Raw genomic sequence first — 24,075 nt, 5'->3', positions numbered from 1 at the left:
TCTGACGCGTTGCAAGCAGGACGGGCTGGCCCTATAGAAAAACGCATGAGCACCCAAGAGCAGACATCGCTGATCCGCATCGCGCGGGAATCCGGAGACCATACCGAGCTTGAGCCGTTGGATCTGGGCGCCCGTGTCCGCGAATTGCGCAAAGCGCGTAACTGGACGCTGGAACAGGCGGCCACGCAGGCAGGGCTGGCGCGTTCGACGCTTAGCAAGATCGAAAACGGTCAGATGTCGCCCACCTATGACGCGCTGAAGAAGTTGGCGGTTGGGCTTGAGATCTCGGTGCCGCAGTTGTTTACGCCCCCGCAACGCGAACAGGTGATCGGGCGGATGTCTGTCACCCGGATGGGTCAGGGTGCGGCACATGCGACCGCGACTTACGAACATGAGTTGCTGGCGGAAACACTGACCAAGAAACAGATGCTGCCCTACCGTGCGCGCGTACGGGCCCGCTCGATGGACGAGTTCGAGGGCTGGGTACGCCATGATGGTGAAGAGTTTCTGTATGTCCTGACCGGCGTCGTGCGGCTGTATACGGAATTCTATGAACCGGTTGAGATGCGTCGCGGTGATAGCGCCTATTACGACGGCAGCATGGGCCACAACGTCGTGTCTGTCAGCGATGAGGATGCAACGATCCTGTGGGTAACGTCACTTACGTAACGTGCTGCTGAATTCGCGGTTCAGACCTTCTGTGAACAGAAAATCCTCTAGCTCTTCATGGGCTTCGTTTACGGTCAATTGGTGTCGCTCGGCCAGATAGGCTTCGAACCCTTTGCGATCCTTGCCCAGCTTTGGCTTATCCTGATCGCGCAGGTTCGGAAACCGCCGTTTGGCGCGTGCGTACATCGCATCCCAGTCTTGCGTCAGGTCAGTCCAGTTCAGCATGTGCAAGCTTTCCGGTTTCCAGGTTTCAAGGCTGCCCGGCCTATATTCAGGTTACGAAGCCCCTGCGCGACCCCGTGCATGACAAAATGTCGCACCTTGCGCTTGCGTATTTTCGGAATGGAAATGCCCGTTGCAGCCGCACCGCAACGGGCTGTCGGACCTAAGGTTGGAGTGAGTGGAGGCAGGTCCGTTTCTCAGACGCGCTGCGGGGTACGAAATTGGCTAAAGTTCAAGAATAAAAGCAAAAATCTTATCACACAGAGCGAAGTATAGGCCGAAGGCTAGCGGCAAAGATGTATTCGGTAAAGCTCTTTTTGAGACTGCGCCGATTTTGGACGAAAATTCGCGGACCCGCAGATTTTGTGGTAGTGAAAACAGTGACTACTCTATGTCGTCAGAAAACCGAATGTGCCAATTTTCGCCGACAGGCTGCGACGGGCGAGATCAGACCTTGGCTCGGAGGGCGGAATGGGGCGCGAAAGCGCCCCATTTGGGCTATTCTTCGAACCACCAGATCTGCGGCATGTATTCCGGCCCGTCCCCGTAAATCGGCAGAGTGTCGGGGAATTTTAGCTCTTTCGCGTGGGCGATGCGGCCAACGTCGAAATTCCAGATCGGGATGACATAGCGCCCGGCGGTCAGAACCCGGTCCAAGGCGCGGGTGGCGGCCACGAAATCCTCGCGGCTTTCCGAGGCAAGCATGGCGTCGATCATCCCATCTACCGCAGGCGAGGCAACGCCCATCAGGTTACGCGTCCCCGGCGTGTCGGCGTTCTCGCTGCCCCAATAGAGCCGCTGTTCGTTGCCCGGAGACAGTGATAGTGCCCGACGGAAGAAGGTCATGTCGAAGTCCAGCTCGGAAGTGCGACCCGTATGTTGGGCGCTGTCGACCATCTCGGTCGTGACCTGAATACCCAGACGCTCCAGCGCGCGACTGTAAATCTCGATCGCCGTTTCGCTTTCGGTGTCACCCTGTTGCAGAAGGACGGTGAGGGTAAAGGCATCGCCCGCTGCATTGCGCAGCACGCCGTCCTGAATGGTCCAACCCGCCTCGGCCAGCAGAGCGGTCGCTTTGCGGATATTGGACCGGTTACGCGCTGATCCGTCACTTTCGGGTAGGCTGTAACCCTCAAGCACGCCAGGCGGCAACGTGTCTGCAAAGGGTCGCAGCAATTCAGCGACTCGGCCCGACGCTTCGCCTGGTTGCATGGCAAGATCCGAGCCCGAGAAATACGAGGTAATCCGGGGCTGTGCGCCACCCGTGATCGTGTCGTTGATGAATTCGAAGTTGAAGGCAAGGGTCAACGCCTCGCGCACACGCCAGTCATCGAACGGGGCCTTTCGGGTATTCATGACAAAGCCCGTCATGCCCGAAGGTTTGCCATGCGGGATTTCAGTTTTGATCACGTCGCCACGCTGGATCGAGGGGAAGGTGTATTGCGTGTCCCACTTGTCGGCGTTGAATTCGCGCACAGCGGTCAGAGCACCGGCTTTGAAGGCCTCAAACAGGACCGTGCCGTCCCCGTAGAATTCGATCCGCATCTCATCCAAGTTCATGGTTCCCCGTCGGAACGGGATGTCCGCGCCCCAATAGTCCGGGTTCCGGCGCAGGGTGACATAGCGGCCGGCCTCATAGTCATCGATCACATAAGGGCCGGTGCCGACGGGGAAGTCATGCAGGGTGGCGTCAGCGAAATCCTTGCCCTCCCACTGTGCCTTTTGAAGGATCGGGCGCAGACCGGCGATGAGCGCCAGCTCTCGGTCGGGGTCGTTAAAGGTGATCCGAACCGAGCGCGGGCCGGTCTGTTCGATACTGTCGATCTTGCCCCACAATCCGCGATATCGCAGGTGGCCTTCGGTGCCCAAAATCTCGTACGACCAGATCACATCTTCGACAGTCACCGGGGTTCCGTCTGAAAATTGGGCGTTTTCGCGCAGGGTGAATTCGACCCAAGAACGGTCTGGTGCTGTTTCAACCGATTCGGCTAACAACCCGTATAGCGAGAATGGCTCGTCCCAGGATCGCCCCATGAGGCTTTCATGGGTCCAAAATCGCAATTGCCAGGGTGGGGTGCCTTTTTGCACAAACGGGTTCAAACTGTTATAGCCGCCGGTATTTCCAAAAACGACTTTGCCGCCTTTTGGCGCATCCGGATTTGCGTAAGGCAATGACACAAAATCCGGTGGTAGTGCGGGCGCGCCATACATAGCTATGCCATGAGCCGATTCTGCGTTAGCGATAGCACTGCTCAAAAGCAGGGTGATTCCCGTGATCACAGGGCGAATGGGGCGGAGAATATTGGGGCGCATTTTGGAAACAATCCTGCTCTGGCCTTATTTTGTTGGGATTCACCGTACCGATGATTTTTCTTATTTTCAAACTTTTAGCTTGGACGGAGGCGTGGAATTGCTTATAAAGGGTGCACTGCTCGATAGGTTTCTTGCCTGTATGAAACCTGCCTCAATAACTTAACGCCCGCTTCGTGCGGGCGTTTTTTTTGTGCAGATTTTTGGCGCTGTTTCGTGCTTTTGTCATTCGCCGTTTTCTTTGCAGGTGCAGCATGGCACTGTGGCGGAAATTCGGATTTCGAAGGAGAGCGGCCATGAGTCTTTCGGGCAAGACTGCAATCATCACAGGGTCAAATTCAGGTATTGGATTGGGTATCGCACGCGAGTTGGCGAAGGCCGGGGCGGATGTGGTGTTGAATTCGTTCACCGACCGCGACGAGGATCACGCGCTGGCCGCTGAGATCTCGGATCAGACGGGAACAAATGCGCGCTATGTCAAGGCTGATATGTCCAAAGGCGACGAATGCCGGGCGCTGATCGAGACTGTGGGCGTATGCGATATTCTGGTCAACAATGCGGGTATTCAGCATGTGGCGCCGATTGATCAGTTCCCGGTCGACAAATGGGATGCGATCATTGCGATCAACATGAACTCAGCTTTTCACACGACAGCCGCCGCCTTGCCGATGATGCGTAAGGCCGGGTGGGGGCGTGTGGTCAACATCGCCTCTGCCCATGGTTTGACGGCGTCGCCCTACAAGGCGGCCTATATCGCAGCCAAGCACGGTGTAGTGGGTATGACCAAGTCCGTGGCGCTGGAGACGGCGCAGGAACCGATTACCTGCAATGCCATTTGTCCGGGCTACGTGTTGACCCCGCTGGTCGAGGCGCAAATTCCCAATACGATGAAGGAATATGACATGAGCCGCGATGACGTGATCAAGAATGTGATGCTGGAGCGGCAGCCGTCGAAAGAGTTTGCCACGGTTGAGCAGTTGGGAGGCACAACGGTGTTTTTGTGCTCGGACGCGGCGGCGCAGATCACCGGCACGACGATTTCCGTGGATGGCGGTTGGACGGCGTTGTGAGACTGCGTGGGGGCTCGGCCCCCACACCCCCGAGGTATTTTTGAACAGAAGAAGGGGTGAGCGTTGTGAAGAGGATCAATCTGGCCCTGCAGGGCGGTGGTGCACATGGGGCGTTTACCTGGGGTGTGCTGGACCGGATTTTGGACGAAGAGGATATCGAGGTCGCTGCGATCACCGGGACTTCGGCCGGGGCTTTGAATGGTGCCGCGTACAAGTCAGGTATGGTTCGGGATGGGCGCGATGGTGCGCGTGCCAACCTGAACGGGCTTTGGGCTCGTATGGGGGCCGTGGGCGACATGCGGTTGGCCAATTGGATGCAGGCCGTTGAGCCTGCTCAGGTCGCGCAGGCGATGGAGTATTCCTTGCCGTTTTCCGTGGGGGATACGTGGTCGCGGTTGGTGTCGCCTTATGCATACGGGCCGTTCTACAAGAACCCGTTGGAGTCGGTGATTGATCGCTTCAACTTTGATGAGGTCTGTGCGGATCTGGGACCAGCCCTGTTTGTGTGTGCGACCTGTGTGCGCAGTGGCAAGATCCGAGTGTTTACGGGGGACGAGATTTCGACCGATGCGATTTTGGCTTCGGCCTGTTTGCCGACCTTGTTTCAGGCGGTGGAGATTTTCGATCCAAAAACGGGGCGGACTGAGGCCTATTGGGACGGTGGGTATACCGGCAATCCGGCGCTTTACCCTTTGTTTGACAAAGGTTTGCCCGATGATGTTGTGATCGTGAATATCAATCCTCTGGAGCGGGACGAGGTGCCGAAGACCCCGCAGCAAATCCAGAATCGGGTGAATGAGATCAGTTTCAACTCGTCCCTGTTTCGGGAGTTGCGAGCGATCAGTTTCGTACAGCGTCTGTTGGCCGAGGGCAAGTTGCAGGCGGGTGAGATGAGCCGCGTGTTGGTGCATATGATCGCGGATGACGAGCTGATGAATGATCTTTCCGTGGCGACCAAGACGGTGCCGAACCCGGTCATCCTACATAAGCTGAAAGAGGCTGGGCGTCGGGCTGCTAACCGGTTTCTGACCGATCACAAGGCGGATTTGGGCCAGCAAAGCACTGTCAACCTGCCGGAGATGTTCGGCTGATTACTCGGGCGGCTGGGTCGGGTCTTTTTCGTTCGGGTAGACCAGACCGGCTGAAATGACCAGTTTGGCGGCGTCCTCAATGGACATGTCCAGCAGGATCACGTCCTCTTCAGGGAAAAACAGCAAGAAACCGGAGGTCGGGTTCGGTGTTGTGGGCACGAAGACGCTGAGCAGTGCACCGCCGGTTTCGGCACGGTCGCTGACCTCGCCCCGTGCAGTGGTCGAGACGAAGCCGATGGCCCAAATGCCACGGCGGGGATATTGGATGAGACAGGCTTTTTCAAACGACCGTTCGGTTTGCGCGAAAACCGTTTCCGAGATCTGTTTGATCCCGGAATAAACCGACCGCACAACTGGCATCCGATTCACAACGCTTTCGCCGAAATGGATCAGCGACCGGCCCAAAATGCCTTTCGCGATCCAGCCGACGATCACCGTGAAGATCAGGAAAATCACCACGCCGACGCCGCGCAGATTGATTCCTACATACTGTTCGGGGTGAAATTGCTGTGGCACAAGCGGCAGGACGGCGCTGTCGATCCAGCCAACCACAGACCAGATCAGCCAGACCGTTAGCCAGACTGGTGCAATAACAACGATGCCCGTCAGAAATGACGCGCGCAGCCGGGAAAACAGGCCCGGTCCGCGGTGAGGTTCTTCGTCAAAGGGCGTGTTCATTGCGGTCCTGAGTGATTTGCCGATTTAGTTAAGCAGTCCGGGGCCTTGGTACAATAGCTTTGCTCACTCGGACAGGGCGCGGGCGATTCCGGCAGCCAATTTTGCGTTATTTCTGACCAATGCGATGTTTGCGGTCAGGGAACGGCCCTCGGTCTGTTCGTAGATGCGCTGCAACAGGTAAGGGGTGACGCCTTTGCCTGTGATCCGGTGCGCGTCGGCGTCTGCTTGGGCCGAGGCGATGATCGGGGCCAATTCCTCGGCCGGGATTTGATCTGCGGCGGGGATCGGGTTGGCCACAAGTTGCCCGCCAGGCAGCCCAAGGGCGCGGCGTGTGGCGTGGGCCTTGGCGATGGCTTCGGCGGTGTCCATACGCAATGGCGCGGCATAAGGGGATTTGGCGGACCAGAAGGCGGGGAATTCGTCCTGCCCGTGAGCTATGACGGGGACGCCCAACGTTTCAAGAACCTCGAGCGTTTTGGCCAGATCGAGGATGGCTTTTGCACCGGCGGCCACAACCGTCACAGGGGTTTGAGCCAACTCATGCAGGTCCGCTGAAATATCGAATGAGGTTTCGGCGCCTTGATGCACGCCGCCTATCCCGCCGGTGGCGAAGACCGGAATTCCAGCGTAGTGCGCTGCGATCATTGTGGCGGCGACGGTTGTGGCTCCGGTCCCGCCGGTCGAGATACAGGCCGCCATGTCCGCGCGCGAGATTTTGGCGACACCTTGCGCCTGACCAAGCGCTTTGAGCTGATCCGCTTCCAGCCCCACGTTCAGCACACCTTCGATGACCGCAATCGTTGCTGGAACGGCACCTTCATCGCGGATGTCCTGTTCGACCTGCGCCGCGACCTCGATATTTTGAGGGTAGGGCATCCCGTGGGTAATGATGGTGCTTTCCAGCGCAACGATGGGGTGGCCTGCGTCTTTGGCGGCGCGGACCTCGGCCGAGTAGTGGATGTCGATCACAGTGGGGTTTCTCCGGAAACGTAAGTAGCAGCGGCGTGCAAGGCACGGGTCAGGGCAGCGTCGGGGGCGGCCCCGGCGGCCTCGGACGCGATATGCGCCGCCATGAAAGTGTCACCCGCGCCGGTCACGCGTGTTACCAGAACGGACGGGGGTGTTTGGGTCAGAATCTCATCTGCGGTGCCCACGGTGGCCGAGTTGCCGCCATCTGTGACCAGCACTCGCAAGGCGCCGCGATCCAGCAGACCTTTGGCGGCGGATTCGGAATCGGTGAATTCGCGCTGGCACAGGATGCCGGCCTCTTCGAGGTTCACATAGAGCGTCGCGCGGGCGTGTTTGAGGAAGGGCAGCAGGCGCTCGGCCTTCCCGGGTGAGGCCGGGGCCACGCGCAAATCGGCTTTTGCGAAGGCCGGGCTTTGGGCGATTTCTTCCAGCAAAGTTAGCGTCAGGTTGCCATCCAATGCGATGGGGCCTTCGAACGGTGTGTTCTCGTAGCCCAACGGTCCGTGCATCAGCGGGCGTAGGATTTTGGCCCCAGCAGCCTCAAGCGAATGCGCGTCGGCGATGGCGGCGATCAGACCATTGGCACCTTCGACAGCCATATAGCGGTCGGTCGGCAAATCCTGCGAGCGGTAGACGTGATCCGTGACCATGCCCAGCCGTGCGCAGGCATTGACCAGTTCGTCGCCTTCAGGGTCGCGGCCAATTGCGGTGAGCAGGGTGGGCGTCATACCGAACCGCACCAGTGTCATGGCGATGTTCATGGCCACGCCGCCGGGCAGACGGGTGATCCGCCCCGGCACGTCTGACCCCTGCCGCATGGCGCTGGCAGACCGCCCGATCACGTCCCAAAGGACCGATCCGATACACAGGATTTCGCTAGTCTGAGTCATGCCCGTGTCATGCCGCAGCGTCACGGCGGGTGCAAGGGTTAACGCTCACATCGCGTCGGTCAGCGCCTTCAACGCGGCGGCAGGATCGTCCTGCGACCAGATCTCGTCGCCAATGCCGAAGAAATCGGTGTGCGTCGACAGCGCGCGGATCAGGTCTGGGGACAGGCCGCCTTCGGCCACAACCGGAACCTCGATCATTTCGGACCACCACTGAAACAGGTCTTTTTCTGCGATTGTGCCATCGCCCAAGGCCGATGCGCCAACCGGGCCAAAGGCCACGTAGTCCGCGCCATGCTCGCCTGCGGTCATGCCATCATGGCTGGAGGCTGCGCAAAAGCTGCCGACGATGGCATCCGCGCCCAGTTCTTTGCGCGCCGCCCGGACCGAGCGCGCACCGTCATCCAGATGCACCCCGTCCAGCCCTAGCCGCTGCGCCAGCAGGACATGGTTCGAGATCACGATCGCCACATCCCGTGCGTGCGCGACCTCGCGGCAGGCATCGGCGGCGCGGGCGATGGTGTCTTCGTCGCTACCCGCCAAGGCGAGGCGGATGCAGGCGATCTCGGCGCTGTCCAGCACGCGGCCCAACTGCTCGGGGAAGGTGCTCAGGGTGATCGTGGGCGGGGTGATCAGGTAAATCTGCGGCTGCTCGGGGGTGTCCATCGGCGCGTCCTTCGCTTTCAGTCTTTGGCGCGGTTTAGCGGATTGGGCCGGGGAAGCAATCTTTTTAGCCGGATATTGGCGCAATTGGCCGCCCGGACGGCTTGCCCTGCGCCAATGTGCCGATTACAGCAGGCGGAACTTTCGGAGACAGCCATGCCCAGCGACAAATCCCAGCCTTCCTTTGTGCTCGTGCGCCCTCAGATGGGCGAAAACATCGGTGCTGCCGCGCGGGCGATGTGGAACTTCGGGCTGGACCGGATGCGGATTGTTGCCCCACGTGATGGCTGGCCGAACCCCAAGGCTGTGGCGATGTCCAGCGGGGCGGGGCGATTGCTGGATGAGGCGCAGCTGTTTGATGATCTGGCCGGGTCTTTGGCTGACAGCACCTTTGTCTTCGCCACCACTGCACGCCAGCGCGGGTTGACCAAGCCAGTCTACAGCCCGGAACGCGCCATGCAGATCGCTGCCGAAAAGGTCGCAGCGGGTGAAAAAGTCGCCGTATTGTTCGGCCCTGAACGCGCGGGGCTTGAGAATGAGGATATCGCCAAGGCCAACGCCATCATCTCGGTGCCGGTGAACCCCGAATATGCCTCGCTCAACCTCGGGCAATGTGTGCTTCTGACCGCCTATGAGTGGATGCGCCAAAGCGCCGATGTGGTGCATGAGGCCACTGATTTGGGTAAGGGCGATTGGGCGACAGGGATCGAGGTTGAAAAACTGGTCGAACATTACGAGGACCGGCTGGAAGAGGCGGGGTTTTTCTACCCGCCCGAAAAGGCCGAAGGGATGAAGACCAACCTGCGCAACCTGTGGTCGCGTATGCGGATGACGCGGGCCGATGTGCAGATGCTGCACGGGATCATGCGGCAGATGGTCCGCTGGAAGGACAAGGGCTAAGGCTGGACCTATCTTCCGCTTCACCCTAGCGTGCGACGAAACAAGGACATGAGGACAGCATGAGCGGCAAGCGCAGCATCTTCGAAGAGGTCTCGGGCGACCAGAAACAAGAGGCGGTTCAGCCCGGTATGATCGACCGTGGCCGGGGCGGCGCGCGCAAGGCAATCCGGGCGTGGCTGATGATGCTGTTCGCGCTGGTCGTGGTGATGATCGCTGTGGGTGGCCTGACGCGCCTGACCGATAGCGGGTTGTCGATTACTGAGTGGCGACCGATCACCGGGGCTATCCCGCCGATGTCCGAGACAGATTGGCAATCCGAGTTCGACAAGTACAAGGAAATCGACCAGTGGCGCATCCAGAACCAGTGGATGGAGCTGGACGATTTCAAATTCATCTACTGGTGGGAATGGGGTCATCGTCAGCTGGGCCGCGTGATCGGTCTGGTCTGGGCCATCGGGTTCTTTGGTTTCTTGGCCGCGCGGAAAATCCCTACGGGTTGGACTAGTAAGCTTTTGATCCCCGGCGTTCTGGGCGGGGTGCAGGGGGCTGTCGGTTGGTGGATGGTCGCCTCGGGCGTGACGCAGGGCGAGGGGATGACTGCCGTCGCCAGCTATCGCCTGGCCACTCATCTGGGTCTGGCCTTTGTGATCCTCGGGTTCCTTGCGTGGTACATCTTTGAGCTGGGCCGCGAGGAGCGTGACCTGATGCAGGCCCGCCGCGCGAAAGAGGCGAAGCTATTCTCGCTCTCGACCGGTTTGATGCATTTCGCATTCCTGCAAATTCTGATTGGCGCACTGGTCGCCGGGATTGATGCGGGGCGGTCTTTCACCGACTGGCCTTTGATCGGCGGACAGCTTTTGCCGCCCGATGCCACGATGCTGGAGCCGATGTGGCGCAACTTCTTCGAAAGTCCTGGTCTGGTGCAGTTTATTCACCGTTGCGCGGGCTATCTGCTGCTGATCTTCGGCGTCATCGTCTGGCGGCGCGGCGGTACCAGCGCGCATCCGCAAACACGGTTTGCCTTTAACGCGGCTTTTGCAGCGCTGGCACTGCAAGTGGTGATCGGTATCGTGACTGTGGTCTATGCCGCGCCGTGGCAGATCGCGATTGTCCATCAGTTCATGGCCGTGGTCGTCTGGACCCTGATCCTGCGCGCGCGTTTCCTGACCGCTTACCCAATCGCAACCTTGATCCGCGGAGCGTGACATGACCGCCTTTGACGACCTGATGGCCTTTCAACGGGAAACCTCGGCGCTGGGGCAGATTGCCGGGCGGCTGGGCTGGGACCAGGAAACGGTGATGCCGCGCGGAGCTGCGCCGCAACGGGCCGAGGAAATGGCTGCGATCGAAGCAGTTCTGCACGCGCGCCGATCCGACCCGCGCGTGGCCGAGTGGCTGGATCAGGCCGATCCGCAGGATGAAGCTGGCAAGGCGCAGATCCGAGAAATCCGGAGGTCCTATGAGCGCACGGTCAAAGTTCCCGCTGATTTGGCCAAGGCGATTGCGCGTGTCACATCCGCTGCGCAGGGCACATGGGCGCAGGCCCGTGCGGACGAAGACGTGGCCGCGTTCCTGCCCGTGCTGCAACAGGTCGTTGCCTTGAAACGTGAAGAGGGTGCGGCGCTGGCCCAAGGCGGTGATGTTTATGACGCCATGGTCGAAGATTATGAGCCCTACACCACGGGCACTCAAATTGCCGAGATATTCGACCAGATGCGCCCGCGCCTGGTGGCCCTGCGCGCCGCTGTTCTGGATCGCCCCGCGCCGCAAGCCCTGACCGGCACTTTTGACGAACTAACCCAGATGCGCCTGTCACAGAAACTGGCGACCACCTTCGGCTATGACCTGAACACGGGTCGCGTGGACAAGGCGGTGCATCCGTTCAGCTCGGGCAGCGGGCTGGACGTGCGGATCACCACCCGTACCAGCGAGACCGATCCGTTCAACTGTTTCTACTCGACCATTCACGAAGTCGGCCACGCCGCATATGAGCAAGGCATCGACCAAGCTTATGCGCTGACCCCGCTGGGCAGTGGGGTGTCGATGGGCGTGCATGAAAGCCAAAGCCGGATTTATGAAAACCAGCTGGGCCGCTCGCGTGCGTTCACCGGCTGGCTGTTCGATCAGATGACAGCGGCCTTTGGCGATTTCGGGATTAGTGACGCCGACGCATTCTATGCCACCGTCAACGGTGTTCATAACGGCTATATCCGAACCGAGGCGGATGAGGTGCAATATAACCTGCACATCATGCTGCGCTTTGATCTGGAGCGCGCCCTGATGGCCGAAGACCTGCAGGTCAGCGATCTGGAGGCCGCGTGGAATGACCGTTTCAAGGCCGATTTCGGCTATGCGGTCGACAAGCCTTCAAACGGGTGCTTACAGGATGTGCATTGGTCGGTGGGGCTGTTTGGCTATTTCCCGACCTACTCGCTGGGCAATGTCTACGCAGGATGCCTGTATGAGGCGCTGCGCGCGGCGCTACCCGATTTGGACGCGCAGCTTGCGCAAGGTGACTCGACGGGCGCAACCGGCTGGCTGCGCGAGAACCTGCAGCGCTATGGCGGGCTGTACGCCCCGCGCGAGGTCATAACCCGCGCAAGTGGGGTTGAACCGGGGCCAGAGCCACTTTTGGCCTATCTGGAAGATAAGTTCGGTAAGCTGTACGGCCTCTGACCCTCACGTTTCAGTGTTCGGCCGTGGGAATCTTTGTGCCAGACGATAGAGTGCCCCAGAGGCGATTTGGGAGGGGCATGTGTCGATCAAAAACAAGTTGAAAACCCAAGCTGCGGTTGTGCTGACCAGCGAGGGCCTGCACGTCGCAAGACAGCGTATTGCCGAGGTGCGGCGGAGGCTCAGCGGCAAACCTTACACCGTACAGTATTTTCACGATGTAGCTGACCCCTATTGCCACCTCAGCCTGCAGCTTTTGTTAGAGTTACAGAACAAATTTGATGTCCAGATCGAGCCGCATCTGATCTCGCGCCCGGCTTCGGATATCCAGCCGTTGCCCACCGAATACTGGCAGAATTCATGGGCCGACACTGTGCGATGGGCGCGACGTTTAGGGTTGGCAGCGCCACAGCAGCCGGCCCCGTCTGACGCGGATTTTGCGCAAGCCGAGCGGCGTCTTGCGGCCCTGTTGGGTGATCAGGACTTCGCCTCAAAAGCACGGCAAATCAGCACTGCGCTGTGGTCCGGTCTGGATATCCCCGAAGGGGCGCACTCTGATCCGAATGTGGCGCGGCGGGCAGGGGATCAGGCTCTTGCCGCCGCCGGGCATTACCTTGGCGGCAGCTTTGCGTATGGGGGCGAATGCTATTGGGGGCCGGACCGGCTTGGATACCTGGACGGGCGTTTGGCGACGCTTGGGCTTGGGCCGTCGCACCCGCCCATTGTGCCGGACTATTCCGAGCCCTTCCCAGATGCAACAGGGCAGGAACTGGAGTTCTTTTTCTCGTTTCGAAGCCCGTATTCCTATCTGGCTTTCGACCGTGTACGCGATCTAGCCACGCGGACCAATGCGCGTTTGATCTTGCGTCCGGTGCTTCCGATGTTGATGCGTGGACTGCCCGTTCCCAAAGCGAAATCATCATATATCTTGGGGGATTGCGCACGCGAGGCGCGACGTCTGGCCATCCCCTTTGGTCGTATTAGCGACCCTTTGGGCGCGGGCATTGAACGGGGGTACGCCCTTTTGGATTATGCCGAAGCCGAAGGCCGCTTACCGGAATACTGCGCGGCTTTCATGACAGGCGCTTGGGCCCAAGGATTGGATGCCAGCACCGATACCGGGCTTGCGGAGGTCGTGCGCCAAGCGGGTTTGGAATGGCAAACGGCCAAGACATTGATTGGCACTTCTGACTGGCGGGCCCGGGTCGAGGCCAACCAGGAACGTCTTCTCCAAATCGGGCTTTGGGGGGTTCCCAGCTTTCATCTGAACGGCCAAAGCGTTTGGGGTCAGGACAGGCTTTGGGTGCTTCAGGATCTTATACGAGCACAAGCTTAACAAGCCATCCCGCTACGTGTGTGTCAAAGTATGACCTCGCCGCTCAACATGGGTTGCACGGCGAGGTCACCAGATGGTTTTGGACTACTCAGCCTCTTCATCGCCCTGATCGGCGATCCAAGCGACGCTGACGACTTCTTCGCCCTTGCCGGTGTTGAACACCCGCACGCCGCCTGCGCTGCGCGATCGGAAGGAAATCCCGTCAACCGGCACCCGGATCGACTGCCCCTTGGAGGTGGCCAGCATGATCTGATCGTCGATCTCAACCGGGAACGAGGCCACAAGATCGCCGCCGCGCATGGCCTTGTCCATCGCCGCGACGCCCATGCCGCCGCGTCCGCGCACCGGGTAATCGTGGCTGGAACTCAGCTTGCCAGCACCGCCCTTGGTGATCGTCAGGATCAGGTTTTCAGCCGCCGACATCTCGGCGTAACGTTCCTGCGGCAGCACACTGTCGGCGTTGCCTTCCTCGTCATCGCCCTCGGCTTCATCGGTGACACCGGCCATCAGGCGGCGCATCTTGAGGTAGGCTGCACGCTCGTCCGAGCTGGCGTCGAAGTGGCGGATGATCGACATCGACACGACCTCATCGTCGCCGTTCAGGCGCACACCACGCACACCAACCGACGAGCGGCTATTGAACACCCGCACATCCGTGGACGGGAAGCGGATCGCGCGACCGGATTTGGTAACCAGCATAACGTCGTCATCCTCGGAACAGATACGGGCGTTGATCAGCTTGGTCTCGGCGTGCTCGTCCTCGAACTTCATGGCGATCTTGCCGTTGCGTTTGACGTTGGTGAAATCCGACAGGCGATTGCGCCGCACGGTGCCCGCGCTGGTGGCGAACATGATCTGAAGGTTCTCCCATTCCTCGTCTGGAACATCCACCGGCATGATCGCCGCAATGGAGACCCCGGTCGGGATCGGCAGGATGTTGACGATCGCTTTGCCCTTGCCGGTGCGGCCCGATTGCGGCAGGCGCCAGGTCTTGAGCTTGTAGACCATGCCGTCCGTGGTGAAGAACAAAAGCTGCGTATGGGTGTTGGCCACGAAGAGGGTGGTGACCACGTCCTCTTCCTTGGTCTGCATCCCCGAAAGTCCCTTGCCGCCACGTTTTTGCGCCCGGAAATCGGCCAGCGGGGTACGCTTGATATAGCCGCCCGAGGTGACGGTCACGACCATGTCTTCACGCTCGATCAGGTCTTCGTCTTCCATGTCGCCAGACCAGTCGACGATCTCGGTGCGACGCGGCACGGCGAACTGATCGCGCACTTCGCGCAGCTCATCGCCGATGATCGACATGATGCGTTCGCGCGATGACAGAATATCCAGATATTCTTTGATCTTGGCGGCCAATTGCTCCAGCTCGTCCGTGACCTCTTTGACGCCCAGTTGGGTCAGGCGTTGCAGGCGCAATTCGAGGATCGCGCGGGCTTGAACTTCGGTTAAGTTGTAGGTGCCATCGTCATTCATCTTGGACAGAGGATCGTCGATCAGGCGCAGATAGCCTTCGATCTCGGCCGCAGGCCAGCGGCGCGTCATCAGTTTCTCGCGCGCCTCAGCCGCGTCAGCCGACGAACGGATGGTGGCAACCACTTCGTCCACGTTCGAGACGGCCACGGCCAGACCACACAGGATATGGCTACGTTCGCGCGCTTTGCGCAGATCGTATGCGGTGCGGCGGGCGACGACGTCTTCGCGGAAGTCGATGAACGACGTCAGGAACCGGCGCAGGGTCAGCTGCTCGGGCCGACCCCCGTTCAGGGCCAGCATGTTACAACCAAAGGACGTCTGCATCGGTGAGAAGCGGTATAGCTGGTTGAGCACTACCTCGGGCGTTGCGTCGCGCTTCAGTTCAACGACAACACGCACGCCGTTGCGGTCGGATTCGTCCTGCACATGAGCGACGCCTTCGATGCGCTTTTCTCGCACCGCCTCGGCGATCTTTTCAATCATCGAGGCTTTGTTCACCTGATAGGGAATCTCGTCCACGACGATGGCGTAACGGTCCTTGCGTAACTCTTCCACGCGGGTCTTGGCGCGGATGATGACGCTGCCGCGTCCTTCCAGATAAGCTTTGCGCGCGCCGGACCGACCCAGCATGACGCCGCCGGTCGGGAAATCAGGGCCGGGGACGTATTCGATCAGTTGCTCCGACGTCAGGTCCGGATCGTCGATCAGCGCCAGTGTGGCATCGACCACTTCGCCCAGATTGTGTGGAGGGATATTCGTCGCCATACCAACAGCGATACCGCCAGCACCGTTGACCAGCATGTTCGGAAACCGGGCAGGCAGGACGGTCGGCTCTTTGTCCTTGCCGTCGTAGTTGTCCTGAAAATCAACAGTCTCTTTTTCGATATCGGCCAGCAGGGCGGCGGCAGGCTTGTCCATCCGTACTTCGGTATAGCGCATGGCCGCCGGGTTATCGCCGTCCATCGAGCCAAAATTTCCCTGACCATCCAGAAGTGGCAGCGACATCGAGAAATCCTGCGCCATCCGCACCAGCGCGTCATAGATCGCGCTGTCACCGTGCGGGTGGTATTTACCCATCACATCGCCGACCGGACGGGCCGATTTGCGATAGGCCTTGTCGTGGGTGTTCCCGGTTTCGTGCATGGCATACAGAATCCGCCGATGCACCGGTTTCAGCCCGTCGCGCAGATCGGGGATCGCGCGGCTGACGATGACCGACATGGCATAGTCCAGATACGAGGTGCGCATCTCGGATTCGATTGACACCGTCGGACCGTCATAGACGGGACGCTCGGGCGGGGTTTCATCCATGTTTTCTGGGGTTTCTGGCGTATCGCTCACGTAAACTGCCCGATCTTTAGCTTGGGTCTATATCTTGTGGATGCACTCTATCAGACCCGGCACATAAGGTGCAAGCAAGCTGATCCTTTCCGGCAAAAAAGCCACGGTAACAGCTGGGTAACATATTGTTATCAGCCTGTTAGGGGGTTTGCGTGTTACCCTGAAGAGACCTTGCAAGAAATTGGAGGTCTATATGACGCAAAGCGAAACCGAATTGATGCTGAAAGGGTACGGGCTGACGACGGCGGAATTCTTCTATCACATGCCCGACTATATCCACGTCCTAAACACGTTCATCTGGCAGGATTACGATCTTGCCCCGGACCATCCGAAACTGTTCGATTTCATCGAATTCTGGCAGCGTGAGATTGAAGGTCCACTGCATTCGGTGCGCTACACGCACCGCAAGATGATCGCGCCCGGTGAATGGCGCAACATGGTGGGTGAGTTTCGGGTAAACTAGCCGACCCGCCAAGCATAGACCGAGCAGCCGGTCGATCCCGATCCGGTAAAGCTGTTGCCATCCTCGGACAGGCGGCCGCGCCATGTCACGGTGATGCCGGGGAAATAATCCGTTCCGTTAAGCTCTTGCTCGTTAAGGTAGACGACCGTGTTGGCTTTTTGCCCCAACGAATCCGTCAGGCTGCCCGTGAATTTGTTGCTACCCGCTCTGGTGTACCTAACTGAACCGGTCACTTTGACGACCAGCGCGCAGGTTGCTTTGAAGCTCCAACTTCCGCTTAGGGACACGGCCGAAGATGCTGTGGTACGGGGGGTTGTAGGTGCAGGTGCTGCGACGCAGATAGTGCCGCTTTTGCCTTCCAGTTCGTCCAGCGCGTGCCGCGTGCCCAGATCGTCCGCACCCAGATTGGATTTGCTGGCGCGCCGGTAATCCGCAAAGGCGCGTTTGGTACGGGGACCTGCGACTCCGTCGGCCCCGCCCGCATTGCATCCCAGCGCGTTCAAGGCCGCTTGAGTCGCCTGCATCACCTGCTTTGAATCCTGAATGACAGCGGGTGCAGGGGTCTCGGGGTCCTGTAGCCCGGCACGCAATTGCAACGCGATTTCATAGGTATAGTCAGTGGACTGGTCCGCGTATGTCTCAAGAAACGTGTCCAGCGCCGAAACCGTACCGACGGACCGGGCCAATTCCAGATCGGCGCGCATCTTTTCAATCGGCGGCGTGACCGTATCGACGGAAGGCGCGGCGACAGCGGCCGGGGTGAAATAGAACTCGCCCAACAGCTCATCATAGTAAGCTGGGACTTGATTGTGCTGCACGGTGCGAGACAGATCTCGGACTTCGCGCCTGAGATCGGCGACCATGCTGCGCAGCTCTAGCCCCGGTTGCGCCAGACGTGGCAGCAAGGCGCGGGTAAAGACCGAGTTCGGCTCGGCCTCGCTATCATGCAGCCGATCCAGCGCCATCTGCCCTGCGCCTGCCGAGAATATCACGAACATCCCCTGCGGGGCGTTGATGCGGCCTAACCCGCGGGTGCCGCCGATGCTACGTCCGGCAGTGGTTTCAAACGGGTTGTCTCGGCAGGCGTCGATAATGGCGATTGATGTCCGCGCCCCGGTGCTACGCACGCGGTTCAGCAGGTTCGACAGGGCGATGGATTCGGATTTGACGAAATCTGTCTCACCCGAGAACGGAGTTTCTATATCCGTTGGCAGCAGGTAGTTTTCACCGTCAATTTCCACGCCATGCCCGGCAAAAAACACAAAAGCTGTGTCTCCGGCCTGAAGTTGGGCCGTAAATTCCGAGATTCTCTGGTTCATGCCGCGCCGGTCCAGATTCAATCCTTCAATGGTCTCGAACCCTAGATTCTGAAGCTGACGCGACACAGCCTCGGCATCGGCGACGGCTTTTTGCAGGACCGGAACGGAATCGTATTGATTGTTGCCGATCACAAGAGCCAACCGGTCGCCAGCCCATGTGGGTGACGCAAAAACCGTAAAGAAAAACATCCAAATCCATCTCATTTCGGTAGCCTTTTGAACGTTACCCTGAACCCAACCTAGCGGAAGCTTACAAAATCCTCAGTGATTTCGGTTACAATTTGAAAAAGACTTTGATTTTGTGAATGCGTTGCCGTGGATTTTACGCCGGTCTTGTCTATGATCTCATCAGGTTGGATGTATCGGGGGACGGCATGAAAAGGCTTGTTTTGGGCATAGTTGTTATTGCTCTGGGGTGTGGTTCAGCCCAAGCGGACGGTATCTTGTCCAACATCAAGAAGGGGGCGCAGAAGGTTGGTGACACCGTCGACAAAGGCGTCGACGCTGTTGGTAACACGGTGGATTCGACCGCCGAGCTTGTCTCGAATGAGGCGACCCCCGAAGAAACCCGCGCCAAGCTGGATGTGATGGCGGATGAGGTTCTGACCCAGCTTCTGGCTCAGAACCCTGAAGCCGACGCGCTCTATCAGCTCAGTGCAGGCTATGCGGTGTTCGATTCGCGAAAGGTGACCGTTTTTCCTGTGTCTGCGGGCTATGGGCGTGGTGTCGCGGTTTCGAAAGCTACAAAACAGCACGTCTACATGAATATGGGCACCGGCGGGGTCGGAGCCGCGCTGGGAATCGGCGGATTTGAGTCGAAATTTGTGATCTTGTTCGAAACGCAGGCGGATCTGGATAAGTTCATCACACAAGGGTTCGAGGCCACCGCCGAAGCAGGCACCATGCAAGGCGATGAACGCACCGACGACGCGATCAGATTTACCGACGGGCGTTCGTTTTTCATGCTAGACAAAAAGGGCTGGCGCGTCTCGGCCGGTGCAACGGGGACCAAATACTGGAAATCACCGGAGCTGAATTAATCAGCCGGAACAACTCGCTCCGCCCAAGACGCAGAACTTAGCGCAATGGGGGTGGTTGAGATGCACATCCGCTTCGGCCTCGGCCAGGGTGGTGCCCATTTCGAACGCGGGCTCGTAGGCCAGTAGGGTGCAGGCGAGAACGGCGGGTTTATCCGCGCCCCTGCGCTTGACTACCATTCGCGCGTTCGAGCACATCACCGCGTCTGGTGACTTGTCCAGAATACCCCAGCAAGATGTCGTGATCTCGGGCACTTCAACAGTTTCGTCCATCTCAGGGAATAGCACCGTCTGGGCCGGGTTCTGCGCGTCGATGTCAAAGCCGTGTTTCTCGAAAAAGGCCGCGTATCCAGCGCGACTATCGGCATCGCTGTCGCCCCAGACCGTCCGACCGGCGACCGCCATGCGAAACCCATTGTCGCGTAGCCACTCCATGCCGGTCACAGTCTTTTTAAAGCTGCCCTTGCCACGTTCTTCATCATGCAGGTCAGAGTTGTGGTGGTCGACGGAAATCCGCAGGGTCAGCTTGTCGCCATACCTGCGTTGCAGTTCCAGCAGCCCTTCGCGCATCTTGCGACGCATCATCGGGACCATCGCGTTGGTCAGGATCAGAACCTCAAACCCACGCTCAAGCGCGGCACGGGTCATTTCGATCATCTCGGGGTTCATGAAGGGTTCACCACCCGTAAACCCGATCTCGCGCACCGGCCAGTTGCGTTCTTCGATCTGGTCTAGATAATCGCGCACCTCATCGGCGGTGATATAGACCAGCGCATCATTGGAGGGGCTGCTGAGGATATAGCAGTTCTGACATTCGATATTGCACAGCGTGCCGGTGTTGAACCACAGCGTTTCAGGGTTCTTCAACGCCACCGACGCCCGGGTTTGTCCATCGGCTGTCACCAATTTGTCCTGAAACTTGCCGATATTGGCAGCGCTTGCGGCGTTGTCTTTCATTCCGGTATCCGGTTCTTTGAAGTCATTGCACTGACTTAGACGGTTGGGGCGGGTTCGTTAAGTGCGACACGGACGTCCTGACAGAATTTTGAAGATGAGGGTTTCTGAATAGATGATTGCGCTAACATTGGACATGCGTCAGCGGTCAAGGTAAGGAAAACACATGGTTTCTCGCGTCATCCCTGTTGATCCCTTTGATCTTGTCATTTTTGGCGGAACCGGTGATCTGGCCCAGCGCAAGATCCTGCCGGCGCTGTTCCGCAGATTTTGCGCCGGGCAATGGGTGGACGGTGCCCAAATCATAGGCGCTGCGCGCACGGGATATGACAGCAACGGGTTCCGCGATGTGGTGCGCGAATCGCTCAAGACTCACGCGGCGAAGCAATGTCAGGACGTCTCGGCGCTCGAGTCGTTTTTGCGGCGGCTGGACTATGTGGCGCTGGATGGGGTCTCGGATGAAGGGTGGGGGCATTTGGCCCGCCGGCTAAAGCCCGGTCGGGTGCGGGCCTTTTACTTTTCGGTTGGGCCGCGCCTGTTTGGTCCGCTGGCCGAACGGATTGAGGCGCATGGGCTGATCACACCCCTGACGCGGATCGTGGTCGAAAAACCTTTTGGTCATGACCTGGACAGCGCGCAGGCTTTGAACGCTACTCTGGCCGCGCATTTCACCGAGAACCAGATTTACCGGATTGACCATTATCTGGGCAAGGAGACGGTCCAGAACCTTATGGCCGTCCGTTTCGGGAATATGCTGTTCGAACCGCTCTGGAACAGCCAATACGTCGATCACATCCAGATCACGGTGGCTGAATCCGTTGGGATTGATGGGCGGGAAGAGTATTATGACCGCGCAGGCGCCATGCGTGACATGATGCAGAACCACCTGATGCAGCTTTTGTGCCTGATCGCGATGGAGCCTCCAGCGAAGTTCGACCCAGACGCGGTGCGGGACGAAAAGCTGAAGGTCATCCGCGCTCTGGACCCGGTCGAGCCGCATCACATTGTGCGCGGCCAGTTCGAGGGTGAGGGCTCGGGCTATCGCCAGGTCGTGGGCAATGAACGCTCGACCACGGAAAGCTACGTGGCGTTGAAGGCGCATGTTAGCAATTGGCGGTGGGCGGGCACACCTTTCTATCTGCGCACGGGGAAGCGGCTGGTTGCGCGCTCCTCGGTGATCAACGTGATGTTCAAGGACGCGCCGCACTCGATATTCGGTGCTGATGCGGGGCGTCATGCGAATGTGCTGTCGATCCGGTTGCAGCCGAATGAGGGCATCACGCTGAAAGTGACAATCAAGGAGCCGGGCCCGGGCGGTATGCGTCTGGTCGATGTGCCATTAGATATGAGCTTTGCCGAGGCGCTGGGACCGGAAAATCAGGACCCGCCCGATGCCTATGAGCGGCTGGTGATGGACGTGATCCGGGGTAACCAGACCTTGTTCATGCGTGGGGATGAGGTCGAGGCTGCATGGGCATGGACCGATCCCATCATCGCCGGATGGCAGGCACGTGGTGATGTGCCGAAACCTTATGATAGTGGCAGCACAGGACCGGGCGACGCCGAGCTGCTGATGAAACGGGACGGTCGCCGCTGGCAAGGAATAAACCCATGAATATACAGGAATACCCCGACAGGGACATGCTGGCCATCGACGTTGCCAATGCGTTGGCCGGAGATCTTGAGGCCGCCTTGCTGCACCACGATTTGGTCTCACTTGCGGTGCCCGGCGGCACCACGCCCGGGCCGGTCTTTGACGGGCTATGTGCCGCCGATCTCGATTGGGACCGTGTGCGCGTCCTGCCCACCGATGAACGCTGTGTGCCCGGTGACAGCGACCGTTCAAACGAACGACTTATCCGCGAGCGTTTGCTGACCAACCGCGCCTCGGTCGCGCAATACGTGCCGCTGTTCGTGGAAGGAAAAGACCCAGAGGCAGTGCTGCCCGAGATCGAAAGCCTGATCACGCCAGTTCTGCCCCTGTCCGTATTGGTGCTGGGCATGGGTGAGGATATGCACACGGCGTCTTTGTTTCCGGGGATGGCGGGGTTGGCGGCTGCCTTGGACAGCCACGCGCCGCCCTTGACCATCGCCCGTACCGAAACGCAGCCTGAGGCGCGTATCTCGCTGACGGCCCCAGTGCTGGACGGTGCGTTATCCAAGCATCTGGTCATTTTCGGCTCTGCTAAGCGCGAGGCGCTGAACAAAGCCATGGCGCTACCGCCGGAAGAGGCTCCGATTGCCGCCGTTCTTAGCGGCATGACAGTCCATTGGGCGGAGTGATGCGATGAAACTAGACGACCTCATGACCCTTGCGAGCAGCACAAAAACCATTCTGGATCTGTTCGAACAGAACCCGAAACGGGCGCAGGAGTTCTCGGCCTCGACCGGGGATATGCTGTTTGACTATTCCAAGACCCAGATTGACGGCGATATCCGCGCGGCGCTGATCAATCTCTGTGACGACGCCGGTCTGGCGGATCGGCGCGAGGCGATGTTCTCAGGTGTCAAGATCAATGAAACCGAAGGGCGCGCGGTGTTGCACACGGCGCTGCGCAAACTTGATGGCGGCCCGGTTGAGGTCAACGGGCTGGACGTCATGCCTGATGTTCTGGACACACTGCACCGGATGCGGATCTTCGCCGAAGAGGTGCGCGGGGGAACCTATGCCGGGGTAGGGGGCAGCTTTACCGACGTTGTGAATATTGGCATTGGCGGGTCCGATCTGGGGCCCGTAATGGCGACGCACGCCCTGTCGCCCTATCATGACGGCCCCCGGCTGCACTATGTGTCCAATGTGGACGGGGCGCATATTGCGGATACTCTGCGCCAGTTGGACCCGACGCGAACGTTGGTGATCGTCGCCTCGAAGACCTTCACCACGATCGAGACGATGACCAACGCCCGCACTGCACGGGCGTGGATGTCTGAAGGTGGTGGTGATCCGGCCCGCCAATTCGCGGCCGTTTCCAGCGCTTTGGACAAGACGCAAGCCTTTGGCATCCCGGCAGAGCGTGTGTTCGGGTTCGCCGATTGGGTCGGTGGGCGGTATTCGGTCTGGGGGCCAGTTGGTCTGCCAGTGATGATCGCCGTGGGATCGAATGCCTTTGATGCGTTCCTGCGCGGTGGCCAGTCCATGGACGTGCATTTCCGCGCTGCGGAGTGGGCCGAGAACTTGCCGGTGATGCTGGCCCTGGTCGGTATCTGGCATCGGCAGGTTTTGGGCCATGCCAGCCGCGCGGTTCTGCCCTATGACCAGCGATTGCTGCGCCTGCCTGCATATTTCCAACAGCTTGAGATGGAATCGAACGGTAAATCCGTCGCGATGGACGGCACAGCGTTAGAGGTTGCGTCCGGCCCCGTGGTCTGGGGCGAGCCCGGCACCAATGGCCAGCATGCCTTTTACCAGTTGATCCATCAGGGCACAGATGTGATCCCCTGCGAATTTATGGTTGCCGCAGAAGGGCACGAACCCGAGCTGGCCCATCATCATCGTTTGCTACTGGCAAATTGTCTGGCTCAGTCGGAGGCGCTGATGCGCGGCCGGTCCCTGGACGAAGCCCGCGACCGCATGGCCGCCAAAGGTCTGGAAGGGGCCGAACTGGACCGTCAGGCCCAGCATCGCGTCTTTCCGGGCAATCGCCCGTCCACCACGCTGATTTACCCACAGCTTACTCCGTTTGTTCTGGGCCAGATCATTGCGCTGTATGAACATCGCGTCTTTGTGGAGGGCGTCTTGCTGGGCATCAACTCGTTCGATCAATGGGGGGTCGAGCTGGGGAAAGAGCTTGCGACCTCACTGGGTCCGATCGTGGATGGCGAAGAGGACACCGCAGGCAAAGACGGGTCGACCGCCGCGTTGGTGGCCTATGCGTTGCGTCAGCGGGGTGAGTAAAATCGGCTTGCCGTAGCGGCAGGCTGCATTCTTTTATTGTCAGACAATTAAATGATTGGCAGGATTTGTCCTGACCGTCCCGACGCTAACGTCGGGCCAGAACAAGGGGCCGCCGCACAGAA

At 59.4% G+C, this 24,075-nt stretch carries 21 protein-coding genes; 12 read left to right on the top strand and 9 right to left on the bottom strand.

Annotated features, from left to right (window positions below; all coding sequences use genetic code 11):
• Positions 1-45 precede the first annotated feature (45 nt).
• A complete protein-coding gene (locus tag GOV80_RS00725; protein WP_170774292.1) occupies positions 46-669 on the top strand; it encodes a helix-turn-helix domain-containing protein in 624 nt (207 codons plus the stop codon).
• On the opposite strand, the gene GOV80_RS00720 is transcribed toward GOV80_RS00725, so the two are convergent.
• Both GOV80_RS00720 and GOV80_RS00715 read right to left on the bottom strand, forming a co-directional pair.
• Positions 658-894: a hypothetical protein gene (locus GOV80_RS00720; RefSeq protein ID WP_170774290.1), complete on the bottom strand. Its 237-nt coding sequence runs from the start codon at positions 892-894 to the stop codon at positions 658-660. The two genes, GOV80_RS00725 and GOV80_RS00720, sit on opposite strands and share 12 nt — an antisense overlap.
• Positions 895-1,389: 495 nt before the next feature.
• Positions 1,390-3,204, bottom strand: a complete 1,815-nt coding sequence (locus GOV80_RS00715) for an extracellular solute-binding protein (RefSeq protein ID WP_170782486.1) — start codon at positions 3,202-3,204, stop codon at positions 1,390-1,392.
• A gap of 293 nt (positions 3,205-3,497) precedes the next feature.
• Between GOV80_RS00715 and GOV80_RS00710 the strand changes: the two genes are divergently transcribed.
• Together GOV80_RS00710 and GOV80_RS00705 are read left to right on the top strand one after the other, a co-directional pair.
• Positions 3,498-4,271, top strand: a complete 774-nt coding sequence (locus GOV80_RS00710) for a 3-hydroxybutyrate dehydrogenase (protein ID WP_170782485.1) — start codon at positions 3,498-3,500, stop codon at positions 4,269-4,271.
• Positions 4,272-4,336: 65 nt separating this feature from the next.
• Positions 4,337-5,362, top strand: a complete 1,026-nt coding sequence (locus GOV80_RS00705) for a patatin-like phospholipase family protein (protein WP_170782976.1) — start codon at positions 4,337-4,339, stop codon at positions 5,360-5,362.
• On the opposite strand, the gene GOV80_RS00700 is transcribed toward GOV80_RS00705, so the two are convergent.
• The 4 genes from GOV80_RS00700 to GOV80_RS00685 form a co-directional block, all read right to left on the bottom strand.
• Positions 5,363-6,040, bottom strand: coding sequence for a DUF502 domain-containing protein (locus tag GOV80_RS00700; protein WP_170774285.1), 678 nt, complete (start codon positions 6,038-6,040; stop codon positions 5,363-5,365).
• A 63-nt stretch (positions 6,041-6,103) separates the two neighbouring features.
• Complete coding sequence (locus GOV80_RS00695) at positions 6,104-7,009, bottom strand: pseudouridine-5'-phosphate glycosidase (protein ID WP_170782484.1); 906 nt, start codon at positions 7,007-7,009, stop codon at positions 6,104-6,106.
• Entirely contained in the window at positions 7,006-7,899 is an 894-nt protein-coding gene (locus tag GOV80_RS00690) for a PfkB family carbohydrate kinase (protein ID WP_170774281.1), read from the bottom strand. Before GOV80_RS00690 ends, GOV80_RS00695 begins: the two co-directional genes overlap by 4 nt.
• Positions 7,900-7,944: 45 nt before the next feature.
• The gene (locus GOV80_RS00685) at positions 7,945-8,562 is read right to left on the bottom strand and encodes a thiamine phosphate synthase (RefSeq protein ID WP_170782483.1); all 618 of its coding nucleotides are present in this window, start codon (positions 8,560-8,562) and stop codon (positions 7,945-7,947) included.
• A 153-nt stretch (positions 8,563-8,715) separates the two neighbouring features.
• Here GOV80_RS00685 and GOV80_RS00680 point away from each other — a divergent pair, with 153 nt between their 5' ends.
• From GOV80_RS00680 to GOV80_RS22615, 4 genes are all read left to right on the top strand, one after another.
• Positions 8,716-9,459, top strand: a complete 744-nt coding sequence (locus tag GOV80_RS00680) for an RNA methyltransferase (RefSeq protein ID WP_170752876.1) — start codon at positions 8,716-8,718, stop codon at positions 9,457-9,459.
• 59 nt (positions 9,460-9,518) lie between these two features.
• The gene (gene ctaA / locus GOV80_RS00675) at positions 9,519-10,664 is read left to right on the top strand and encodes a heme A synthase (RefSeq protein ID WP_170782482.1); all 1,146 of its coding nucleotides are present in this window, start codon (positions 9,519-9,521) and stop codon (positions 10,662-10,664) included.
• 1 nt (position 10,665) lies between these two features.
• Entirely contained in the window at positions 10,666-12,135 is a 1,470-nt protein-coding gene (locus GOV80_RS00670; RefSeq protein WP_170774275.1) for a carboxypeptidase M32, read from the top strand.
• Positions 12,136-12,214: 79 nt separating this feature from the next.
• Positions 12,215-13,468: a DsbA family protein gene (locus GOV80_RS22615; RefSeq protein WP_170782481.1), complete on the top strand. Its 1,254-nt coding sequence runs from the start codon at positions 12,215-12,217 to the stop codon at positions 13,466-13,468.
• Positions 13,469-13,552: 84 nt separating this feature from the next.
• On the opposite strand, the gene gyrA is transcribed toward GOV80_RS22615, so the two are convergent.
• Positions 13,553-16,285 (bottom strand): DNA gyrase subunit A, encoded by a 2,733-nt coding sequence (gyrA, locus tag GOV80_RS00660; RefSeq protein WP_170782480.1) that lies wholly within the window; start codon positions 16,283-16,285, stop codon positions 13,553-13,555.
• A gap of 193 nt (positions 16,286-16,478) precedes the next feature.
• Here gyrA and GOV80_RS00655 point away from each other — a divergent pair, with 193 nt between their 5' ends.
• Entirely contained in the window at positions 16,479-16,748 is a 270-nt protein-coding gene (locus GOV80_RS00655; RefSeq protein WP_170774269.1) for an usg protein, read from the top strand.
• Here the strand turns inward: GOV80_RS00655 and GOV80_RS00650 are convergent.
• The gene (locus tag GOV80_RS00650) at positions 16,745-18,271 is read right to left on the bottom strand and encodes a caspase family protein (protein WP_170782479.1); all 1,527 of its coding nucleotides are present in this window, start codon (positions 18,269-18,271) and stop codon (positions 16,745-16,747) included. The genes GOV80_RS00655 and GOV80_RS00650 overlap by 4 nt on opposite strands.
• A gap of 170 nt (positions 18,272-18,441) precedes the next feature.
• Between GOV80_RS00650 and GOV80_RS00645 the strand changes: the two genes are divergently transcribed.
• On the top strand, positions 18,442-19,107 hold the full coding sequence (locus tag GOV80_RS00645; RefSeq protein ID WP_170782478.1) for a lipid-binding SYLF domain-containing protein: 666 nt from the start codon (positions 18,442-18,444) through the stop codon (positions 19,105-19,107).
• On the opposite strand, the gene GOV80_RS00640 is transcribed toward GOV80_RS00645, so the two are convergent.
• Entirely contained in the window at positions 19,108-20,061 is a 954-nt protein-coding gene (locus GOV80_RS00640; protein WP_170782477.1) for a radical SAM protein, read from the bottom strand. It abuts the gene before it with no gap.
• Positions 20,062-20,224: 163 nt separating this feature from the next.
• On the opposite strand from GOV80_RS00640, the gene zwf reads away from it, so the two are divergent.
• Genes zwf through pgi form a run of 3 tightly spaced genes read left to right on the top strand, consistent with a single transcriptional unit; the run spans position 20,225 to position 23,953 of the window.
• Positions 20,225-21,673, top strand: a complete 1,449-nt coding sequence (gene zwf, locus GOV80_RS00635; protein ID WP_170782476.1) for a glucose-6-phosphate dehydrogenase — start codon at positions 20,225-20,227, stop codon at positions 21,671-21,673.
• Positions 21,670-22,341 carry a 6-phosphogluconolactonase gene (pgl, locus tag GOV80_RS00630; protein WP_170782475.1) on the top strand — a complete coding sequence of 224 codons (672 nt, stop codon included), beginning with the start codon at positions 21,670-21,672 and terminating at the stop codon, positions 22,339-22,341. The genes zwf and pgl overlap by 4 nt, the downstream gene beginning before the upstream one ends.
• A gap of 4 nt (positions 22,342-22,345) precedes the next feature.
• Positions 22,346-23,953: a glucose-6-phosphate isomerase gene (gene pgi / locus GOV80_RS00625; protein WP_170782474.1), complete on the top strand. Its 1,608-nt coding sequence runs from the start codon at positions 22,346-22,348 to the stop codon at positions 23,951-23,953.
• Positions 23,954-24,075: the final 122 nt, after the last annotated feature.

This window comes from Ruegeria lacuscaerulensis, from assembly GCF_013034685.1.
Taxonomy (GTDB): Bacteria; Pseudomonadota; Alphaproteobacteria; order Rhodobacterales; family Rhodobacteraceae; genus Ruegeria; species Ruegeria lacuscaerulensis_B.
The sequence above is the reverse complement of the archived record's forward strand: the minus strand, read 5'-3'. Positions and strand labels throughout refer to the sequence as shown.